Raw genomic sequence first — 18,822 nt, forward strand, 5'->3', positions numbered from 1 at the left:
GCCATGAGCTCGAGAAGACCGCCTGGGGCACGGGCCATCATCGAAGATCCCGACGGACCGCGGCGTCCCTGTTCGGGTACGAGCGGGCGGATTTGAGCACTGCATGGGTTGGAGGCCGCGACCGGCGTCCAACCCAGGTTGGAAGGGGCGGCTCAACCATGCGGTGGACGACTGGCTGATGCTGCGCGCCTAGCCTCGTACCGCTCGGGCGCACCGGGCGCCTCGGCGAGTGGAAGGTACCGATCCATGAAGCGCGCGAAAAGTATTCGGGTACGCGTCTTCGGCGTCCTCGCCCTGATGGTCATGGGCTCGGGGGCTGGTGTCCTCTTGGCGTTCCCGGCGGCAGCGGCCGGCGACAGTGGGGCGAAGTCGTGGGGCGGCAAGTGCCACTACTGGCACGATCGGAATACGGGCGGCGGATGGTGCGACGGCAATGGCCCGACGAAGCGGTACTACGCGTTCGGTCTCTGCAACGACGGCTTCTCCAGCTACGGTGTCGAGCGCTGGGCCGGTGACCGGCGGGGCTCCTATGTGTACTGCGCCGGGCACGGCGGGCTGAGCGGCACCTGGGGCCTCGCGAAGAACTGGTAACCCGCACCGCTGTTGATCGGGGAACTGATCTTTCCGTGGTGCCGCGGCCAGGGTCGCGCTGGTAAAGGCGCAAAGGGGATGGTTGCCGTGCGCTGGCGGGCAGTGGTGGGTTATAACGGTATGGCAGCGGGCGGTTGTAGTGGCGACGCCCGCTGCCATATGGGTGCCGGTCACGGGCCGGGTTCCGAGGTCACAGGGCTCGCGCCGCTCGCCCATGGGGTGTGGTGCGCGTGCTGGCCCGGAACGACCAGGCCGCTCTCGTAGGCGATGACGACGGCCTGGGCGCGGCTGATCAGGCCGAGTTTGGACATCACCCGGTTGAGGTGGGTCTTGACGGTGGCGGTGCTCACCACCAGATGCTGGGCGATTTGTTCGTTGGTGAGGCCCTGTCCGACGAGGTGAAGGACGTCGGTTTCCCGCGCAGTGAGTTCGGTGAGAGATGCCGGGTGCTGCCGAGGTTCGGTCGGCTGGGGAGCGAAGGTCTCGATGAGCCGGCGGGTGACGGTCGGGGCGAAGAGCATCTCGCCGTCGGCGATCAGGGTGACGGCGGCCAGGAGGCGTTCGGGCGGAGTGTCTTTGAGGAGGAAGCCGCTGGCGCCGGCCCTGAGCGCGGCGTATACGTACTCGTCGAGGTCGAAAACGGTCAGCATGACGATCTTCGGTTTGGGGTCGACGGCCTGGGCCAGGATGTACTCCAGGGCGGTGATGCCGCTGATGCCTGGCAGGCGAATGTCCATGAGGATCACGTCCGGGCGAAGTGCCGCTGCCAGGTCGACGGCTTCTTCGCCCGTGGCGGCCTGACCGACGACCTCGAAGCCGGGCGCGGCCGTAGCCAGGGCTGCGAGCCCGGCCCGGATGAGTACCTGGTCATCCACGACGAGCAGGCGTGTCATCGTGACCTCTCCCCCTTGTGAGATGCCGGGCAGTCGTCAGCTGTCCGCGGCTTTGTCGAGCGGGGCCAGCGGCAGGGTGAAGACGACCTCGAACCCTCCCGTGGCTCGGGGACCGGCCCGCAGCGACCCGCCGTAGAGTCTGGCCCGCTCACGCATCCCGAGCAAGCCCAGGCCACTGGAGGGCAACGCGGCTGGTGGTTTGCCGCCCTCGTCGGTCACCTGCCCCGTCAGGTGGTTCGTACCGAACTCCAGGCTGACGGTGACCCGGGCCTGCGGGCCGGCGTGTTTGACGGTGTTGGTCAGCGCTTCCTGGATGATCCGGTACGCGCACAGGTCCACGCCCTGGGGCAAGGCGCGCCGGGGCCCCGACAGGGACAGGGACACCTCGCAACCGGCCGAGCGGCCGCGCTCCACCAGCTCGTCCAGGCGTGTCAGGCCGGGCGATGACCGGTAGAGGTGGTCGGTGTCACCGGAGCCGGTGCCCTCACGCAGCACATGGAGCAGCCCGCGCATCTCCTCCAGGGCCTGCCGGCTGCTGTCCCCGATCGACACCACGGCCTGGCGGGCAGCCGCGGGGTCGGAAGTGAAAACGAAGTCGGCCAGTCCCGCCTGGACCGCGAGTGCCGACAGGTGGTGGGCGACGATGTCGTGGAGTTCCCGGGCGAGCCGCAACCTTTCCTCGGTGATCGCGTGCTGGGCGCGCAGTTCCTGTTCACGTTCCAGTTGCGCCGTCAGCTCGGCCAGTTGGGCGTTGCGGTGGGCCAGTCGTCGGCTGCCGGTCGCGAAGGCCCAAACGACGCCGACCCCGATCGCCGTCTGCGCCACCGACAGCTCGGGCGACAGGTGCGCCGCCAGACCACTGCCGATCCACGCTGCGGCCGTCGCTGCGGCCGCCCAGGCCGCACGGCCCGCGGGTTCCCGCGCGATCACCGTGTAACAGGCGAGCAGTGGCGCCCACAGGTTCACCGACGGCTGGAATCCTGTTGCGGTATACGCCGCGAACATCGTGCACGAGACGGCGAACACCAGCCACGGGGCCCGACGGCGCACTGCCAGGGGAAGGTTCACCGCAAGGCTGAGCGCGACCGCGAGGAGCCCGAAGGAAGGCCATCCCTCGCTCTGGTAGCGGGCCCCATAACTCTGCCGAGCGTAAACGATGGTGACGATCGCCAGAACGCACGCAAGGGCTGTGTCCGTCACCAGCGGATCGACACGACGCCGCCATGTGCCTATCTGCATCCCAGCAGAGTAAGGAACTCCACATCGGAGGTCGTCCACCCTCGGGTTGATGACGTGATGCCGGCAGCCGCCGCTGGGAGCCCGAGTCCCGCGAGCCCGCCCGCCGTTCAGAGTCGCCAAGGCCCTTGGCCCAGCACCCGGGCGCGGGCCGCCGGAGAGGTCGGCTTCGGCACCGCATAGTACAGCCAGGGTTTACAGGGATCTCAACCGAGCGGTTGACGCCAGGCAGCTCTGAGTCGAGCCATCCTCGCAGTGTTCCGCTGCTGCGTGGCCGCGGGCCTCATCTACGCGCCCGGCGCTTTGGCGGCAGGCGCGCCCCGGTTCCCTCGCCGTCAGCGCAGGCCTTCATTCCATTGCTTCCCAGGAGGTATCCATGTCACGGGCGTCAACGCGGACCACCGCAGCCGCCGTCATCGCCGTCTGCATCGCCATGGCGTCGGCTGGCTGTTCGTCGTCGAACCTGTCATCGCTGAGCAACGGTGACCGAAAAATCTGCGGGGAAGCGGCGCAGGGTGACATCACTGCCCTCGCTGCCGACAGGCCCCTTGCTGACAATGCTGACATCAAGAAGAACGCCGAACGGATCACGACCCCGCCGGATGTCATTGCGCGCATTAACAATGACGCCCTCCAGGCGATCGTCGCAGAGTGCGCTAAAGCCGGTTGGAAAGACGACGCCACCCAGTAGAGCTGCTCAGACTACCGCACCCCGTACACCGGCAGCCCGGCCGGCACCCACGTGCCGGGTGCCGGCCGGGCTGCCGGTGCGACCCCAGGAGCCGACGATCGAGGGCCCGGCTGCATGTACAGGGAGCCGGGCATGATGGTGACAGGAGCGGAGCCGAGCCGACGAGGGGTAGGTGGTCGCGGTATCGAAGGGGACAGCCTCGGTGAGTAGGGCAGGCCGCGTCGGCGGGTGGCCGCCGTTCCGGCCTGGGTGAGTGCGCACCGACTCTGGTGGAGGGTTTGAGAGACGGGGTCGTGGGGGAAGCCGCGGACGGGGTAGCCGCTGCGGGCCTTTGCGAGCAGGGCGGCGGCCACGGCAGCGGTGACCTTGCCGTCGGCGAGGTCGACGCGCACGGTGAGACGTTCCTGGGGGGTATGACCTGGACGAGGGGCTTGGACAGCCGCCGCGGAGCGCCGTCCGTGTTCACTGGCGAGCCGCACGTCCAGCGCCGGTGACCACACAGACGACCATAAGCCGCTTCCCGACGAGGATGTCGCCGCCGACCGTGAACGCGACGTCGGACGCTGGTGGCGCGCGGCAGCCGAAACCAGAACGACCTGGCCTCCGGCCGACGTGCGGCAGCGCCGTCAACCCCCGCGAGTGCTCGCCGCCGAACTTCAGGCCGCCGGAGGCCGTACCGCCGCGCTCTTGGCGGTGTTCGCCCAGACAGACCGTCCGCTACGGGCACGGGGTGTGTGCGAGGCGATGGGCCTGGAGCCGGCTCCGAACAACATCAACGACGTCCGTTTGAAGCTCAAGCGCCTGACCGGACGCAATATCCTGGCCGAGCCCGAACCGGGCCTGTTCGCCCTGCGACCATAGCCATCCGGCAAGCAACCCTGACCAGCGCACATACTCGAGGCCTGAACTCGAATCGGCCGATGACTCAAGGCTCGTCGCCTCGGACGGCGCGGCCTTGATGCTCCCCGGAGCCCACCCAAGGACTTCCTCGAACCTGCGGGCAACGGTAGGAGTGGGTAGGTCCCCGCAGTCGCGTTCGTAGGTCCTGATTGCCGCGTGACTCAGCCAGGTACGTCGTGCGAGCTCGCGTTCCGAGATACCTTCGGCTTCACGGAACTCGACGAGGGCTCGCGCCAGCCGTGCCGATTCGTCGCTCATGACCGCAGTATGCCGAAGAGCCCGGCTTCGACAGCCCTCTTCTGTCTCGATCCCAGGCCGCGAGGGCGGCAGCAGGCCACGCAACTGATGTGCCCTGCAAGTCCGTCCCGCGCCAGAGAGAAATCGGGCACATACTTTGCGTACCGCTCTCTGAGGGTGCGACACGCCGCGTGCGGAGCAGGGTCGTCGACTGCTCCGGTCGGCCGCGACAGGCTATGATCCTTGATCACGGTCATGTCAGGAGGCGGGGTTGGCTCTGCCGCGCGAGTTGGTATCTCAGAACATCCGGTGCGAGCGCCGTCAGGATCCGACGGTCTTGGGCCGGCAGCTGGCTCTGCGCTACAGGGTGAGCCGGAACACGGTGGCGGAGGCGCTTCGCCCGCCGGTGCGGAAGGGGCGCAAGACGCTGGAGCTGGAGACCGGCACCGAGTCCTACCGTCTCCGCGCCACCAAGGCCGGGCACCATGGCGCCCGCTGACCCGCCACGCGGCGACCAGTCCGGGAGCATGGACATGGGCGAGGGATCGCTGGGATCTCTGCCGGAGGTAGTGCTCGAGGAGCTCACCGAGGCCGGACGGCTGGCCATGCTTGCCCTTGAGCGGTGGAACAGCGGTGACCGGCATGGTGCGCTGAAGGCGATCATGCGGGTGTCGCAGACGGCGGAGGCCGCCGCGGCCTCGCTGAACACGCTGGTCGAACTGGGTAAGGCGGCGGAACGAGCCAGGGCGGAGGAGGAGCGTCGACGTCTGGAGAACATCGCCTCAGAATGGTGGGGCTGACATCCGCGTCGTCCTTGCGACGTCCTGGCAACAGCGTTCCCCTGCCTGGCCCGTCGGCTCACCACTCACGAGGAACCAGCCCTGGCCTACCCGCCGGGGCGGTACGGCGAAGCGAATCGCGTCGGCATTGTCGACCAGCAACGCGCTGGCGGCGTGCAGGTGGTGGAACCCAGTTCTGTGCTCGCTCTCCATATGAGCCGTTTCCGTGCAGTTCAGCCGCGGGCAGTCCTCATGGCGGCCGCCGTCCTCACACCCGTCGACTACCTCGGCCAGCTGGACAACCGACGACACCGCCACCTTGGCGTCGGGACCGTCACCCTCGGCGATCCGAAGGACACCGGAACTGATCCGGTCGTCCAGATAGGTGGCCGCCAGCAGAACCCGCCGCCCGTAGAGCGGCAGCAGGAGGCCCTCGACCGCGCGAAGTAGCGCCGGATCTCCGCGGGCGCCGTCGCCCGAAGCGGAAGCCGACCAGTCAATGGGACACTTCCTGATCATCTCGCCGCGCCCACGGCAGAAGCTCGCGTCAGCACCATGGACGGTGGCTGAGTTCCAGCGGCGTCGACCGCCAACGCTACCGCCAGCCCTGGCCCAGACCAGTCACGGCGGGCTCGCCGGCCAGTGCGGATCGCGATGTCTCCAAGGTGCCCGTGACGGCCTGCCGAGCCCGCCTCCAGCTCACGGGGCGCTGGAAAACAGCCCCTCGAAAGGCCGGCCAGCGGTCTGCCGGGGTCCGGCCCGGTCTGGGCCGGACCGCGCGACGTTGCCCTCACGAAGCGCCGCGGCGCACGCTCAGCACCAGCCTCCGCCGTTGTCCGCGAAGGCCTTCCAGGCGGCCCTGGTCTTCGGTCCGGCGTCACCGTCGATGCCGCCGGTGTCGTAGCCCCAGTCGACGAGGAAGCTCTGGAGCGCACGGATGGTGTGGGGGCCGACCTGACCGTCGACGCTACCGGCGTTGTAGCCGGAATCGTTGAGGAAACGCTGCCAGGCCTTCCAGCTGTTGGGACCGAGCTGACCGTCGATCGTGCCGGGGTCGTAGCCGCTGTCGCGGACATAGCACTGCACGCTGCGGCCTTCGGAGGTACTGAGGCCCAGGTTGTTGACGGCCTGGATGTTGGCGGTGCGGGTGATGGCCTGACGGGCGGGTGCGGCGGTGGCCGTGGTCGCGCCGAGTAGGCTGCTGAGGCCGAGGGCGGCGGCTGCGAGGCCTCCCAGCAACAGTGTGGTGCTCTTGTTCGGTGCCATGGTGTTTCCCCCAGTACGGATCGGGACGACGGCGGCAGTGCCGTCGTCTGACAACCGCGGTCCTGGCTCTCGTCGTCGAGAGGCGTGACCTCGGAGTGGGCGGGTCATCCGTGTTGCTCGTCCGGTTCACCCGTGGGACACGACACTAGGCCCGCGGCGCGGGAGTCGTCGTCGACCGCAGGGTTGAGACACCGCGTACACCCGGGGATGGCCACCGGTCGCGGCACACTCCGGCCACTCCCCGCCGCGCGGGCGCCGACCAGCTGCAGGTGGCGCTGAGGTATCAACCCTCGGGTGGAGGGTAGCGTGCGGGCGGGTTCCAATGCTGCCCTGCGAGGGAGCCCTCGATGGGCGGGCGCCACCGGGAGGCGCGGCGGCATGAGGGGCAGCATTCGCCGCCTGCCTGGCCGGGAGAGCCTTGTTGTTCCGCCGACGGTGCCCAGGGCACCACCGCCGTCAAGGTACTCATCGACCCGCGCAGCCGCCTGCTCATCTACAGCACCGCCGGCCACCCCCACCGGTACTCGCCTACCCGGGCGGCGGCTGCCTCCTGCTGGATCAGGCCACCGACCCGCCGCTCGAAGTACGCCCCACCATGTCCCACGCCCGCAGGCGACCTTCGGTTACACGCCCGGCAACCTCCCGGTCCTCTACACGGACGGTCTCATCGAACGCCGCGGCGAGGACATCGACACCAGCATCGCGCGACTGATGGACACCTTGACCGAGTGCGCGGAACTCGGCACGGAGTACCTAGCCGACAGCCTGCTCGCCCGACTTGGCGTCGCCCGTGGCGGCCCCGACGACATCGCCCTGGTTGTCGTCCGCCTCTGAATCTGAGCTCGCCATGGGGAGGGCGGGCCGACCGGGCGCGGGCGCTGACAGGGGTTGACCGGGGCGTGCCGATAGTCCTTCGCCGTCGTTGGGCAGGCATGACGAGATCCGTGATGCTTCCGGAGCTGGCCGCGAGCGCGGTTTTCCGCTCGCTGATGTGCCGATCTACTCGCAGCTGGCGGCGTTGTGGCAGGTGACTGATCGGACGTTGCCAGGTCAGCCTGATCCCGTGTGGGAGATGCTGGTTGCCGGTTCGGGCCGTCGGGGTGCGGTCCCGATAGAGCGCGAGTCGGAGGCAACGTGATGGACGGGTCCGATGAAGCCGCCGCTGTCCTGATCGAGAGCATCGTGGCGGCGGTGAGCGCAGGCGACGATCGGCGGATCAGTCAGCTGCTGCGGTTGTTCTCCGCGCGTGCCGACATCGAGGCGCTCTATGCGCTGCGGGACGCCCTGCGGGGTGACCTGCGGGAACGAGCCCGGCTGATTCTGGCTGAGTCGTGTGCTGCGCAGGTCGCTGGACCAGAAGTTGTCGCCTTCCAAGCGGGCCGGCACGGTCGTGAGCAACAACTCGCCGACCGCGGCGGCGACCGAGAACTCGAAGACGCTGGTGAACGGGCCGATGATCAGAAATAGTGCCCGGTGGCTTCGGAGGGCTCGGCGCCATTCGCAAACCGCGGCGATCTCGCCGTCAAACCATGGCACTCCGCCGGGGCGGTGAATGGCCAGGTGGGAGTGCCTGAGTACCGCCGACCAAGACCCTCCGGGCCGGGCGAGTTTCAGGGCTGTGTGCCGGTCAGCCCAGCCGTCCTCCAAGCAGAAGGACGCGGCCGGGGAGCAGCAGGCAGGACCAACGCGGGGTGACAGTCCAGAAACTCCGGCCAGGGCTGGCCGTCGAGGGCAGTGCTGCTGAGATCTCCCTGCGCGCCCTGTTCTCCCGAGTCAGCGCCCTCACCCGGCCTCTGGACATGTCACATCATCGGCCAAGCTGTAGCTGGGGGGCGAAGCCACTGACAGCCGGGCAGGGGTCGCGGGAGAGCTTGGAGGCTCGGACCTCGCCCCCGGCTGGTCCGGCTCAGCCGTCCAAACGGCTCCGAGCGACGAGCGACCCGATCCAGCCACTGGTGGCCCTTCTGGTGGGCGACGTCGCCGCTCGCTCGAATATGCCGGACGACCTGCGTCGGCGAGCCTGGAACGTGATCGAACGCTTGCCGCACGCCCACAGCTGAGGCATAGCACGCTGAACGACTGCTTGAGACTTCGCGGTCAGCCGATGCGGTAGCCGGTCACCAGGTCGGCGCTGATCCGGACGACGTGTTCCATATGGCCGCCGATCCACGGCTGCAGCAGTTCGCTGTAGCGGTGCTGCTCCTCGGGGTCGGTGACGAGTGTGGCGATCCCGGTGACGATGACGCTCCAGCCCGAGCGCGTCAGTGGGTCGAGAACATCTGCCTCGTAGGCCAGGACTGCACCGTCCTGCGCCGGGCTCAGCAGGGCGGCCCCGCGGTTGGTGCGGATGATCACGCAGTCGTCCGCGAGCACGTGGTTCACCGGCCGGATCGCGGGCAGCGCGGACTGGCTGAAGACGACCCGGCCGTAGGAGATGCTGCCGAGCAGCTCCCATGCCTCACCGCGGGACAGCTCCGCGCTGCGCGGGGACAAACCGGTCGGTGCCCCGGTGGCGACGCCCTCGGAAGCCTGCGAGGTCTGCCCGTGTTCGGTCGGGTCTTCGGTCGTGCGCATGGTCCCCAGTGAAGGCAGGCCGCGCCCGGCTGCCTAGGGCCGTTGGTCCCCATTCCCGTCGTCGTCTCCTCGGTGACCCTCCCACGCACCTCGAAGGCCGAGGGACCCGGTGCGCCGTAGGCCGTTCGGCACAGGGCCAGCGTCGCTCCGTGGGGTCGGCCGGCCCCTCTCGTAGGGCCGTTCGGCCCTGATCCCGCGCACCGGGACGTTCGGCCCAAGGCTGGGGCGTCCGGGGCTTGGTAGACCAGTCCCTGGCCCGTTCGACGGCGCCACTTCCCCTCCTCCCCTCCCCTGGAGTCGTCATGCTCTCCGCCGAATCGGCTGCCGTGATCCGCGCGACCCTGCCCGTCGTGGGCGGCGCACTGGACGAGATCACCACCCGCTTCTACGCGACGATGTTCGCCGACCGGCCGGAACTGCTGGACGGCATGTTCAACCGCGGCAATCAGGCCAGCGGCGCCCAGCGCCAGGCCCTCGCCGGCTCCATCGCCGCCTACGCCGGCGCCCTGGTGCACGACCCCGAGGCCACGCCGGACGCCCTGCTGGAGCGGATCGCCCACAAGCACACCGCGGTCGGCGTGACGGAGGACCAGTACACCATCGTCCACAAGTACCTGTTCGCCGCGATAGCCGACGTGCTCGGCGACGCCGTGACCCCGCAGGTGGCCGCCGCCTGGGACGAGGTGTACTGGCAGATGGCCGCCGCGCTGATCGCCCGCGAGGCCCGCCTCTACCAGGCCGCCGACGTGACGCCCGGCGACACCTGGCGACCCTGGACGGTGGTCGAGCGCCACGACGAGACCCCGGACACCGTCTCGTTCCTGCTGCGCCCCGCCGACGGCGCCCCCGCGCCCCGGGCCCGCGCCGGGCAGTACGTCAGCGTCCGGGTGCTCATGGCCGACGGCGTCCACCAGCTGCGCCAGTACAGCCTATCCAGCGACCCCGCCGGCGACGGTGACCTGCGCCGCATCACCGTCAAGCGGGTCGTCGGCGACGGCACCCCCGACGGCGAGGTCTCCGCCCTGTTGCACCAGCGGGTGCGGGCGGGCGACCAGCTCGTCCTCTCCGCCCCATTCGGCGACGTGGTCCTGGACGACGGCGACCGGCCACTGGTGCTGGCGTCCGCCGGCATCGGCTGCACCCCGATGGTCGGCATGCTCGACCACCTGGCCGCCACCGGCTCCACCCGCACCGTGCTGGTGCTGCATGCCGACCGCTCCCCTGCCGACCACGCCCTGCGCACGCAGACCCGCCGGCTCGTCGCCGAACTCCCGGACGCCCGCGCCGTGTTCTGGTACGAGCAGCCCGGCGTCGAGGAGCCGGAGGCCGAGACCGGGCTGATGGACCTGAGCGTGCTGGACCTGCCCGCCGGCGCCGAGGTGTACCTGTGCGGCTCGCTGCCCTTCATGCGCGCCGTCCGCGCCCAGTTCCGCCAGGCCGGCGTGCCCGGTGACCGCATCCACTACGAGGTCTTCGGCCCCGACCTGTGGCTGCCCGAGAGCGCCGCCGCCTGAGCAGCACGCCGCCGTACCCGACCGGGTGAAGCCGTCCCCGGTGTCGACGACGCCGGGGGCGGCAGCGCTGAGCGGGACTTTCGTGGGAAGACGCTACGAGCGACCACCGACGCAGACGACTCCCGATGCGTACCGAGCAGTCGAACAGCCCCCGTGCCCACACCCCGCTGGGTGAGCGCGAACTCGCCCAGCTGGACGCCCAGTGGCGTGCGGCCAACTACCTGGCCGTCGGCCAGATCCACCTGATGGCCAATCCGCTGCCGCGAACCGCTGCGGGCCGAGCACGTCAAGCCCCGGCTGCTCGGCCACTGGGGCACCTCCCCCGGCCTGAACCTGGTGTACACCCACCTCAACCGGGTGATCATGGCCCGCGATCTGGACGCGATCTGCGTCTGGGGTCCGGGCCACGGCGGTCCGGCCGTGCTGGCCGGCTCCTGGCTGGACGGCAGCTACACCGAGCACTACCCCGACATCACCTGCGACGAGGCGGGGATGGCCGCGCTGTTCCGGCAGGTCTCCTTCCCCGGCGACGTGCCCAGCCACGCCGCCCCCGAGACACCGGGCTCCATCCACGAGGGCGGCGAGCTGGGCTACGCGCTCGCCCACGCGTACGGCGCCGCGCTGGACAACCCCGGCCTGGTGGTCGCCTGCGTGATCGGCGACGGCGAGGCCCTCGATCCGGTCCACGACGGCGTGGTGCTGCCGATCCTGCACCTCAACGGCTACAAGATCGCGAACCCCACCGTGCTCGCCCGCCTCCCGCACGAGGAACTGGACGCACTGCTGCGCGGCTACGGCCACGAACCGCTGCACGTCGCCGGCGACGAACCGGCGCAGGTGCACCGGGCGATGGCGGCCGCGATGGACACCGCACTCGACCGGATCGCCGATGCCCAGCACGCGGCCCGCACCGACGGCGTCGCCGAGCGCCCCCGCTGGCCGGTGATCGTGCTGCGCACACCCAAGGGCTGGACCGGCCCGCACGAGGTCGACGGCGTACCGGTGGAGGGGACCTGGCGCGCCCACCAGGTGCCGCTCGACCAGGTGCGGGACAACCCCGAACACCTCGCCCAGCTGGAGGCCTGGCTGCGCTCCTACCGCCCCGACGAGCTCTTCGACGACCGGGGCCGCCCGGTGCCGGACGTGCTCGCCTGCCTGCCCGCAGGTCAGCGCAGGCTCGGGGCGAACCCGCACGCCAACGGCGGGCTGCTTACCCGTCAGCTGCCGATTCCGCCACTGGAGAAGTACGCGGTGACGGTGGACGAGCGCGGTGCGACCACACACGAACCCACCCGGGTGCTCGGCGACCTGCTGGAGCAGGTCATGGCCGACACCGCCGAGCGGCGCGACTTCCGCCTGGTCGGCCCGGACGAGACCGCCTCCAATCGGCTCCAGGCCGTCTACCGAGCCACGGGCAAGGCGTGGGAGGCGGGGCTGCTGCCGACCGACGAGCACCTGGAACGCGGCGGCCGGGTGATGGAGATCCTCTCCGAGCACGTCTGCCAGGGCTGGCTGGAGGGCTACACCCTGACGGGCCGACACGGCCTCTTCTCCTGCTACGAGGCGTTCGTCCACATCATCGACTCGATGGTCAACCAACACGTCAAGTGGCTGCGCACCACCCGCCGACTGCCCTGGCGCGCGCCCGTCCCCTCGCTGAACTACCTGCTCACCTCGCACGTGTGGCGCCAGGACCACAACGGCTTCTCCCACCAGGACCCGGGTTTCGTCGACCACGTCCTCAACAAGAGCCCCGAAGCCGTGCGCGTCTACTTCCCGCCGGACGCCAACACCCTGCTCGTCACGGCCGACCACGTGCTGCGCTCGAACGACTACGTCAACGTCGTCATCGCGGGCAAGCAGCCCTGCTTCGACTGGCTGACGCTGAAGGAGACCCGGGTGCACTGCGCGCGCGGGCTGGGCATCTGGGACTGGGCCGGCACCGAGGACGGCACGCGGGAGCCCAACGTGGTCCTCGCCTGCGCCGGGGACGTACCCACCATGGAGGTGCTGGCCGCCGCCGCCCTGCTCCGCCGGCACCTGCCCGATCTCGCGGTCCGGGTCGTCAACGTGGTCGACATCGCCCGCCTGCTGCCGGCCGAGGAGCATCCGCACGGCATGCCCGACCGCGAGTTTGACGCCGTCCTCACCCGCGACAAGCCCGTGATCTTCGCCTACCACGGCTACCCGTGGCTGATCCACCGCCTCACCTACCGCCGCGCCGGACACCCCGACATCCACGTGCGCGGCTACAAGGAGATCGGCACCACCACCACGCCGTTCGACATGGTGCTGCGCAACGACCTCGACCGCTACCGCCTGGTCATGGACGTCATCGACCGCGTTCCCGGCCTGGCCGTCCGGGCCCGCGAACGTCCGCCAGCAGATGGCCGACGTCCGCACCCGCCACGACAGCTGGATCCGCGAACACGGCACCGACCTGCCCGAAGTCACCGACTGGAGCTGGCCCCACTGACCAGCCAACGCACCAGGGCCCGTGCTCGCACAACAGCGAGTACGGGCTCTGGTACGTCCGTCGATCCCGGCGGGCATGGCTGGCCTACGACCCGTCCACCCGTGGTCCCGTCAGGACCCGCCGGCTCCCGACTGCCGGGCCATGGCGGCGGCCGCGCGCGGAGTGGGACCGCCGTCGGGGCCGTAGCCGAAGCGGATCAGCACCTGGGGGTAGCTGCGGCAGTGGCGGTTCGGTGTGCCCATCGCCGCCCGAAGGTCCGGCCACTCCATCGCCTGGTGCAGCATCGAGGTCCGTACGCTCTGCCCAGTGGCCACCAGCAGCACCCGCTCCAGGGCCTGTCCAGCCCGCAGCCAGTCGACCCGCCGGTCGTCGGCGGTGTCCAACCGGGCCACCTGGGCGTGTCGTTCGAAGCGCAGTGCGGGCAGGCGCAAGCCCGGCCCCGGGCCGGTGAAGTCACGCATCGGTATCCGGCCGGCCGCGTCAGGGGGGCCGAGTGACGTGATGGGGATGCCGTAGCGAGCCTGCGCTCCCGGCGGTGTGATCCAGGTCCGGGCCTCGGCAGTGCGGTTGGGGTCGGCGGCGTTGCGTGCCTCGGCCAGCGCGGTCAGTTGCAGCAACTCTCGGGTCCCGGTGGGGCCGGGGACGTCGAGGTGCGCGCCTTCGACCCGGGCGGCCGTGACCATGTCGTTCACGATCTGGTCCGGCACCGGTCGGCCGGTGAACGGCATCCGGCTTGTGTGACGCCGCATGACGGCTTCGTACTGGCAGCCGTAGGACGGCGGCCGGTCCGCGGCGGGAAGTGCCAGCCGCACACTGGCCAGCAGGTCGGGGGCGTTCGGGTCTGGCAGTAGTCGTACCACGGGATGCCAGCCCAGGTGGGCCGCGGCGACGCGGAGGTTGAAGACGGCCGCGCCGACGGAGATGTGCTGTGCCCGAAAACGGGGATCGGCCATGGGCAGCCGGCGCGGCTCGACACGGACCGTGATCGCCGGTGCATTCACGTCAATGCCGAACCGCCACGGCTGGGTGTTGTGAATGGATGGCGCCGCGACGGCCGCGGCCAACAGGCTCTCCACAGCGGCCGCGGTGAGTTCGGGTGTCTGCATGACAGCTCCCGGTGGGTGTCGGGTGGCCCGGAGGCCGCTGGATGCCGCAGCGGCGCGTGGTGGCCGCCGCGCGCGTGGATCAGGTGGCGGGCAACGCGGTGGCGAGCAGGACGATGCCGAGGGAGCCGACCAGCGAGGCCACGGCGAGCGTCCGGGCGAGGTCGGGGCGGCACTTGGCGTGGGCCCAGCCGTGTGCCGCCGCCAGAAGCATCACCACGGCGAACAGTCCGAGCTTGGCGGCCAGTGTCCGGCCGTACCCCGGTTCGCTCAGCGAGGCCCAGGTGGCGCCCCTGTGCCAGCCGAGGGCCCAACCGGTGCCCAACTGCATGGGCAGGAACAGGGCTCCGGTCAGGATCCCGAACCGTCGTCCGACGTCGGCGGCGAGGCGGTCCCGTTCCTCCTCGGCGAGGAGACGCCGCGCGAGCGGCAGCACCACCAGCGACAACGCCAGCTGGCCGCCGACCCACAGCACGGCGCCGGTCACGTGCAGGAAGCGCACCAATTGCCACCAGCCGACCGCGCCCATCAGTTCACCTCCATCACGCCCTGCGCCCCGGCCTCGGCGTGGCGCATGTCGTGATCGACGAAGGAGTAGTGGCCGGCCTGCGGGAACACCGCCTCGACGAAGCCGCCCTGGGCCGGGGCCAGGTCGAGGACCTGGGAGCCGCCGGCGTCCGACGGTTTCAGCAGGTAGGTGCCCTCCTTGTAGACGGTGTCGAACATGGCTCCGACGACGTGGAAGGCGATGCCGTCGCTGGGTCCCGCGGCGACCACCCAGAACCGGACCCGCTGACCGGCGCGCGCACTCAGCGGGGCCTTGGCGTACTGGGCGGCGATGCCATTGAACACCCGGGCGTCCGGAGCGTCCTGGCGCATCTTGGCGACCTGGGCGGTGCTGCCCGGTGCGCCGAGGTAGAGCTCGGAGGAGACCAGCAGGTACTCCCGGTCGACCGCGCCGAGGCCGGGCGGGTCGATGATCACCGCGCCGTACATGCCGTTGCCGATGTGCTGGAGCATCGGCATGGCGCTGCAGTGGTAGAGCCAGGCCCCAGCCCGCTGGGCGGTGAACCGGTAGACCAGCCGCCGGCCAGGACCTATGGTGCGCATCGGTCCGTCAGGGGCCAGGGCGCCGGCGTGGAAGTCCATGCCGTGGCCCATCACCGGGTCGTCGTTGACCAGAGTAATCACGAAGACGTCGCCGACCTTGCCGCGCAGGGTGGGCCCGGGCGCGATGCCGCCGAACGTCCACATTTGCTGCCGCAGGCCGGGTGCGACCTCCACCGTCGTGGTGGTGGCGTGCAGTTCGAGCTGGTGCACGGTGGCGGTGTCCGCCGACGGGAGGGCGGCGGAGCGCGGCTGCCAGCCGGCGGAGAAGTTCGCGGCCAGGTCGAGTCCGGGGCCCGCCGAGCCACCGCCCTGGCCGCCGGTGTCCTGCGTGCCGCCCTGCATCGGCATGCCGTTCGGCATCCCAGTACCGCCCCGCGGGTCGGGCGCGGTGGTGCCGGTCACCACGATGTCCAGCGTCATGCCGGCAGCGCGGTGACCCGGGACGGTGCACCATGCCTTCCGGCCGGTGGTGATCGGGCCCAGGTCGAGGGTGGCGGTCTGCCCACTCGCGAGCAGGGCGGTGGTGGGGCCGCCGTCGACGGTGAGGTCATGGCGCTGCGCGTCGTGGTTGGTGACGCTCAGGCGCAGTGCGGTGCCTCGGGGGACCTCGATCCGGGTCGGCAGGATGTGCATGTCCTGGAGGGTGACGGTCACCGTGCGGGTGGCCGTGGCCCGGTCTCCCGCCGGGGCGCTCACCTGCGAACCGCTACCGATGGGGCCGCTGTTAGCCACGAGGACGGCGAGAACGGTCACGATCGCGCCGACCGCGGTGCCGAGCACTGCGGGCGTCCGCAACGGTGTCCGCTGCGGGCCGTCGCGCCGAACCAGCACTGCCACGACGAGGGCGAGGAACCCGGTCGTCGTGGCAGCAGCCAGCGCCGTACCGACCGTGGACGCGGGGTGCGGCAGGGGTAGGACGAGCAGCGCGACGGCGAGGTTGAGAGCGGCCAGGCGGGGCAGCCAGGCCCGTTCCAGGACCGCCCGCAGTTCCGTCCGCTGCCCGGGGCCGCCGGACAGGACCACCGGCAGCAGGTAGGTCAGTGCGCCGACCAGGACCTGGGCGACGAAGCCCAGCAGCAGCATCACCACCAACGTGTCGACGCCGTCCTGCGCGGCCACCGGAGCGCGGGTGGCGATCAGGACGAGGTCAAGCACCACGGCCGTCACCAACCACCCGGCGGACGCCGCCAATGTCCATGCGGCGGCCTTCGAGACGGGCCGGTGTCCGCGCCGCGCGGTGATGGCGAACAGTCGTACGACAAGGACGAGTCCAGCCGCGTACGCGGCGAGTCCGGCCACCGACGCGGCCCGCCAGCCGAGCGCCGGCCCGGCAGCGAACCCGGCGACCGCAACGGTCAGGCCGCCGCCGGTCAGGGCCAGCACCCGGCCGGCCGTCCGCGTGGTGCCCTCGTGCATGCGCACACCCAGGACGGTGGGCCAGAGCATCAGGAGGGTGCCCAGGACAGGCAGGGCGACCCAACCGAACAGAGCGACTTGGATGTGGGCCAGCCGCAGTCCGGCGTACCACCGCGTCCCGGCCGCACCGGTGGCGAGCAGCCCGCCGAACACCGCTCCGGCGACCAACGCCACGGCGCCGGCCCGGTAGAACGCGGCGACCGGTGCCAGCCGGCCGCCCAGCGCCCCCCGGCCCAGCCGGATCAGCACCACCAGGTGCGCCACGAGAGCCGCGACCAATCCGGTGACGGCAGCCACGATCAGCGCCGGCAGGTCGGCCCACACCCCGAGGACGACACCGGCCGCGGCCAGGTTCGCCCCGGCCAGTCGTACGGTGCTCCACCGCTGGTCCGGCCGCCGGGCGTGCAGCATCGCGACGGCGAAGTGCTCGCTCCACACCACGATCGCGGTGGTGGCGGCGCCGAGCAGGAAGAGGTGGATCGCCAGCCAGCGGGCCACCGGCAGCGATCCCTGGGCGGTGGCCGCCAGCAGCGCCAGGGCGGCCCAGCCCGCGACCAGGACGTGCGCCCGCAGGTGACGGGCGCGCACCCCTGACCGCTGGAGCCGGCTGGGACGCGTGCCGTCTTTGGCGTCCGTCCCGGCCTCGGTGTTCGCGGGCTGGAGGAGGGGGAGTTGGCGGCACCCGTCCGCCCGGGGCGTGTCCTCGATGCCGCTCATGACGCGTCTCGCGGGGGCACGGACCGATCACCGTCGCAGTTCCGCGTGGTCAGCCCGGCAAGGAGCTCGGCCAACTCGCGCTGGTGGGGGAAGCTTCCGGGCAGGTAGCCGCACCAGGGCTCCTCGGCGTACGGGTCGCCGGTCAGGCCGTAGGCGCGGGAGCGGGAGCCGCCACAGACCTGACGAAACTCGCAGGCTCCGCACCGGCCGGCCAGCCGGTCGGCGTCGCGCAGACCAGTGAACAGCTCCGAGGTCCGGTAGATCTCGGCCAGCGGACGCTCCCACACGTTGCCCGCGCCCAGCGGCAGGAACCCGCTGGGGTGCACCGTCCCGGTGTGGGAGACGAAGACGAAGCCGCGGCCCGCGTTGACGTCCAGCGGCGGGCGGCGGACCCGGCGTTCACCCGTGTCGAGGCCCAGTTCGGCCGCCCGGTCGCGCAGCTCCCGGTACAGCGGGCCGAGTCGCAGTGCCCTCTCGTGGTCCTCACCGCGGTCGGCGAGGATGCGGCGCTGCAGGGCGACCCTGCGGAAGTGGTGGGCCTCGGTCGTCTTGGCAGGAACGGCCAGGCCGACGTCGTACACGAAGTTCAGCACGTCCTCGGTCTGCTCGGCCGTCAGGGCGCCAAGTGCCGCCCCGCGTCCGGTGGGTACCAGGAAGAAGGCGCTCCACAGCATTGCCGCGTGGGTGTGGACGAGGCGGACGACGTCCGGCAGGTCGTGCAGGTTGTGCTGGGTCACGGTGGTGTTGATCTGCACCTTCATGCCCAGTGCGCGGGCGGTGTCCCAGGCGCCCAGCGTCCAGCGGTAGACACCGGGCACGCCGCGGAAGCCGTCGTGCAGGGCGGGGGTCGAGCCGTCCAGGCTGAGCGAGAGGCCGACCGCACCCGCCTCGTGCACGGCGCGCAGCCGATCGGTGGTCAGGGTCGGTGTGCCGGAGGGCGAGACGGCGACCCTGACGCCGGCCTCGCGGCCGTACGAGATCAGGTCCAGGAGGTCGGGCCGCTGGAACGGGTCGCCGCCGGTGATCACGAAGAGCGGGGCGGGCTGACCGAAGGCAGCCACCTGGTGCATCAGGTCCTTGGGCGCCTCGGTGTCGAGCTCACGGGGGTCTCGATCCGGGACGGCTTCGGCGCGGCAGTGCAGGCAGGCCAGCGGGCAGGCCCGGGTGGACTCCCAGATCACGATGAAGGGCCGCTCCGCGGTGTTCTGGCGTTGCCGCCGGACCGGCTGTCCGGCGCTCCCCGGACGGGGGCCGCCCGCGTGGGCCCGGCCCGCGTCCCGTGTCCCACCCGTCGCGGACGTCCGCACGCCGGTCACCGC

General features: G+C 70.9%; 16 protein-coding genes and 3 pseudogenes. 9 read left to right on the top strand and 10 right to left on the bottom strand.

The window, feature by feature from the left end; translation table 11 throughout:
• Nucleotides 1-246 precede the first annotated feature (246 nt).
• Nucleotides 247-591: a hypothetical protein gene (locus ACIRVF_RS31730; protein ID WP_402825451.1), complete on the top strand. Its 345-nt coding sequence runs from the start codon at nucleotides 247-249 to the stop codon at nucleotides 589-591.
• A gap of 170 nt (nucleotides 592-761) precedes the next feature.
• Here ACIRVF_RS31730 and ACIRVF_RS31735 read toward each other — a convergent pair whose 3' ends face one another.
• Nucleotides 762-1,484, bottom strand: a complete 723-nt coding sequence (locus tag ACIRVF_RS31735) for a response regulator (RefSeq protein ID WP_402825454.1) — start codon at nucleotides 1,482-1,484, stop codon at nucleotides 762-764.
• Between the two features lie 36 nt (nucleotides 1,485-1,520).
• A complete protein-coding gene (locus ACIRVF_RS31740) occupies nucleotides 1,521-2,723 on the bottom strand; it encodes a sensor histidine kinase (protein ID WP_402825457.1) in 1,203 nt (400 codons plus the stop codon).
• 373 nt (nucleotides 2,724-3,096) lie between these two features.
• Here ACIRVF_RS31740 and ACIRVF_RS31745 point away from each other — a divergent pair, with 373 nt between their 5' ends.
• Both ACIRVF_RS31745 and ACIRVF_RS31750 read left to right on the top strand, forming a co-directional pair.
• Nucleotides 3,097-3,411, top strand: coding sequence for a hypothetical protein (locus tag ACIRVF_RS31745; RefSeq protein WP_402825459.1), 315 nt, complete (start codon nucleotides 3,097-3,099; stop codon nucleotides 3,409-3,411).
• Between the two features lie 639 nt (nucleotides 3,412-4,050).
• Nucleotides 4,051-4,272: a hypothetical protein gene (locus ACIRVF_RS31750; RefSeq protein ID WP_402825645.1), complete on the top strand. Its 222-nt coding sequence runs from the start codon at nucleotides 4,051-4,053 to the stop codon at nucleotides 4,270-4,272.
• Between the two features lie 126 nt (nucleotides 4,273-4,398).
• On the opposite strand, the pseudogene ACIRVF_RS31755 reads toward ACIRVF_RS31750, so the two are convergent.
• Nucleotides 4,399-4,569: pseudogene (locus ACIRVF_RS31755) on the bottom strand (helix-turn-helix domain-containing protein); the annotation flags it as partial.
• A 316-nt stretch (nucleotides 4,570-4,885) separates the two neighbouring features.
• Here ACIRVF_RS31755 and ACIRVF_RS31760 point away from each other — a divergent pair.
• Both ACIRVF_RS31760 and ACIRVF_RS31765 read left to right on the top strand, forming a co-directional pair.
• Entirely contained in the window at nucleotides 4,886-5,047 is a 162-nt protein-coding gene (locus ACIRVF_RS31760) for a hypothetical protein (RefSeq protein ID WP_402825462.1), read from the top strand.
• Between the two features lie 28 nt (nucleotides 5,048-5,075).
• Nucleotides 5,076-5,348, top strand: a complete 273-nt coding sequence (locus ACIRVF_RS31765; protein ID WP_402825465.1) for a hypothetical protein — start codon at nucleotides 5,076-5,078, stop codon at nucleotides 5,346-5,348.
• Here the strand turns inward: ACIRVF_RS31765 and ACIRVF_RS31770 are convergent.
• Together ACIRVF_RS31770 and ACIRVF_RS31775 are read right to left on the bottom strand one after the other, a co-directional pair.
• Nucleotides 5,331-5,846 carry a hypothetical protein gene (locus ACIRVF_RS31770; protein WP_402825469.1) on the bottom strand — a complete coding sequence of 172 codons (516 nt, stop codon included), beginning with the start codon at nucleotides 5,844-5,846 and terminating at the stop codon, nucleotides 5,331-5,333. The genes ACIRVF_RS31765 and ACIRVF_RS31770 overlap by 18 nt on opposite strands.
• Before the next feature lie 294 nt (nucleotides 5,847-6,140).
• On the bottom strand, nucleotides 6,141-6,593 hold the full coding sequence (locus ACIRVF_RS31775; protein WP_402825472.1) for a peptidoglycan-binding protein: 453 nt from the start codon (nucleotides 6,591-6,593) through the stop codon (nucleotides 6,141-6,143).
• A gap of 425 nt (nucleotides 6,594-7,018) precedes the next feature.
• Between ACIRVF_RS31775 and ACIRVF_RS31780 the strand changes: the two are divergent.
• A pseudogene (locus ACIRVF_RS31780) lies at nucleotides 7,019-7,427 on the top strand (PP2C family protein-serine/threonine phosphatase); the annotation flags it as partial.
• Nucleotides 7,428-7,730: 303 nt separating this feature from the next.
• Nucleotides 7,731-8,060 (top strand): hypothetical protein, encoded by a 330-nt coding sequence (locus ACIRVF_RS31785; protein WP_402825475.1) that lies wholly within the window; start codon nucleotides 7,731-7,733, stop codon nucleotides 8,058-8,060.
• A 630-nt stretch (nucleotides 8,061-8,690) separates the two neighbouring features.
• Here ACIRVF_RS31785 and ACIRVF_RS31790 read toward each other — a convergent pair.
• The gene (locus ACIRVF_RS31790) at nucleotides 8,691-9,167 is read right to left on the bottom strand and encodes a pyridoxamine 5'-phosphate oxidase family protein (protein WP_402825478.1); all 477 of its coding nucleotides are present in this window, start codon (nucleotides 9,165-9,167) and stop codon (nucleotides 8,691-8,693) included.
• Between the two features lie 302 nt (nucleotides 9,168-9,469).
• Between ACIRVF_RS31790 and ACIRVF_RS31795 the strand changes: the two genes are divergently transcribed.
• Both ACIRVF_RS31795 and ACIRVF_RS31800 read left to right on the top strand, forming a co-directional pair.
• Nucleotides 9,470-10,681, top strand: a complete 1,212-nt coding sequence (locus ACIRVF_RS31795) for a globin domain-containing protein (protein WP_402825481.1) — start codon at nucleotides 9,470-9,472, stop codon at nucleotides 10,679-10,681.
• A gap of 125 nt (nucleotides 10,682-10,806) precedes the next feature.
• Nucleotides 10,807-13,157: pseudogene (locus ACIRVF_RS31800) on the top strand (phosphoketolase).
• Nucleotides 13,158-13,267: 110 nt separating this feature from the next.
• Here ACIRVF_RS31800 and ACIRVF_RS31805 read toward each other — a convergent pair.
• The 4 genes from ACIRVF_RS31805 to ACIRVF_RS31820 all read right to left on the bottom strand — a co-directional run bounded on the left by ACIRVF_RS31805 (nucleotide 13,268) and on the right by ACIRVF_RS31820 (nucleotide 18,684).
• Complete coding sequence (locus tag ACIRVF_RS31805) at nucleotides 13,268-14,263, bottom strand: Acg family FMN-binding oxidoreductase (RefSeq protein ID WP_402825484.1); 996 nt, start codon at nucleotides 14,261-14,263, stop codon at nucleotides 13,268-13,270.
• Nucleotides 14,264-14,342: 79 nt separating this feature from the next.
• Nucleotides 14,343-14,789 (bottom strand): hypothetical protein, encoded by a 447-nt coding sequence (locus ACIRVF_RS31810; protein WP_402825487.1) that lies wholly within the window; start codon nucleotides 14,787-14,789, stop codon nucleotides 14,343-14,345.
• Nucleotides 14,789-17,503, bottom strand: coding sequence for a multicopper oxidase domain-containing protein (locus tag ACIRVF_RS31815; protein WP_402825490.1), 2,715 nt, complete (start codon nucleotides 17,501-17,503; stop codon nucleotides 14,789-14,791). The genes ACIRVF_RS31810 and ACIRVF_RS31815 overlap by 1 nt, the downstream gene beginning before the upstream one ends.
• A complete protein-coding gene (locus tag ACIRVF_RS31820; RefSeq protein WP_402825492.1) occupies nucleotides 17,500-18,684 on the bottom strand; it encodes a TIGR04053 family radical SAM/SPASM domain-containing protein in 1,185 nt (394 codons plus the stop codon). Before ACIRVF_RS31820 ends, ACIRVF_RS31815 begins: the two co-directional genes overlap by 4 nt.
• Nucleotides 18,685-18,822 lie beyond the last annotated feature (138 nt).

This window comes from Kitasatospora sp. NPDC101157 (assembly GCF_044768255.1).
Classification (GTDB): domain Bacteria; phylum Actinomycetota; class Actinomycetes; order Streptomycetales; family Streptomycetaceae; genus Kitasatospora.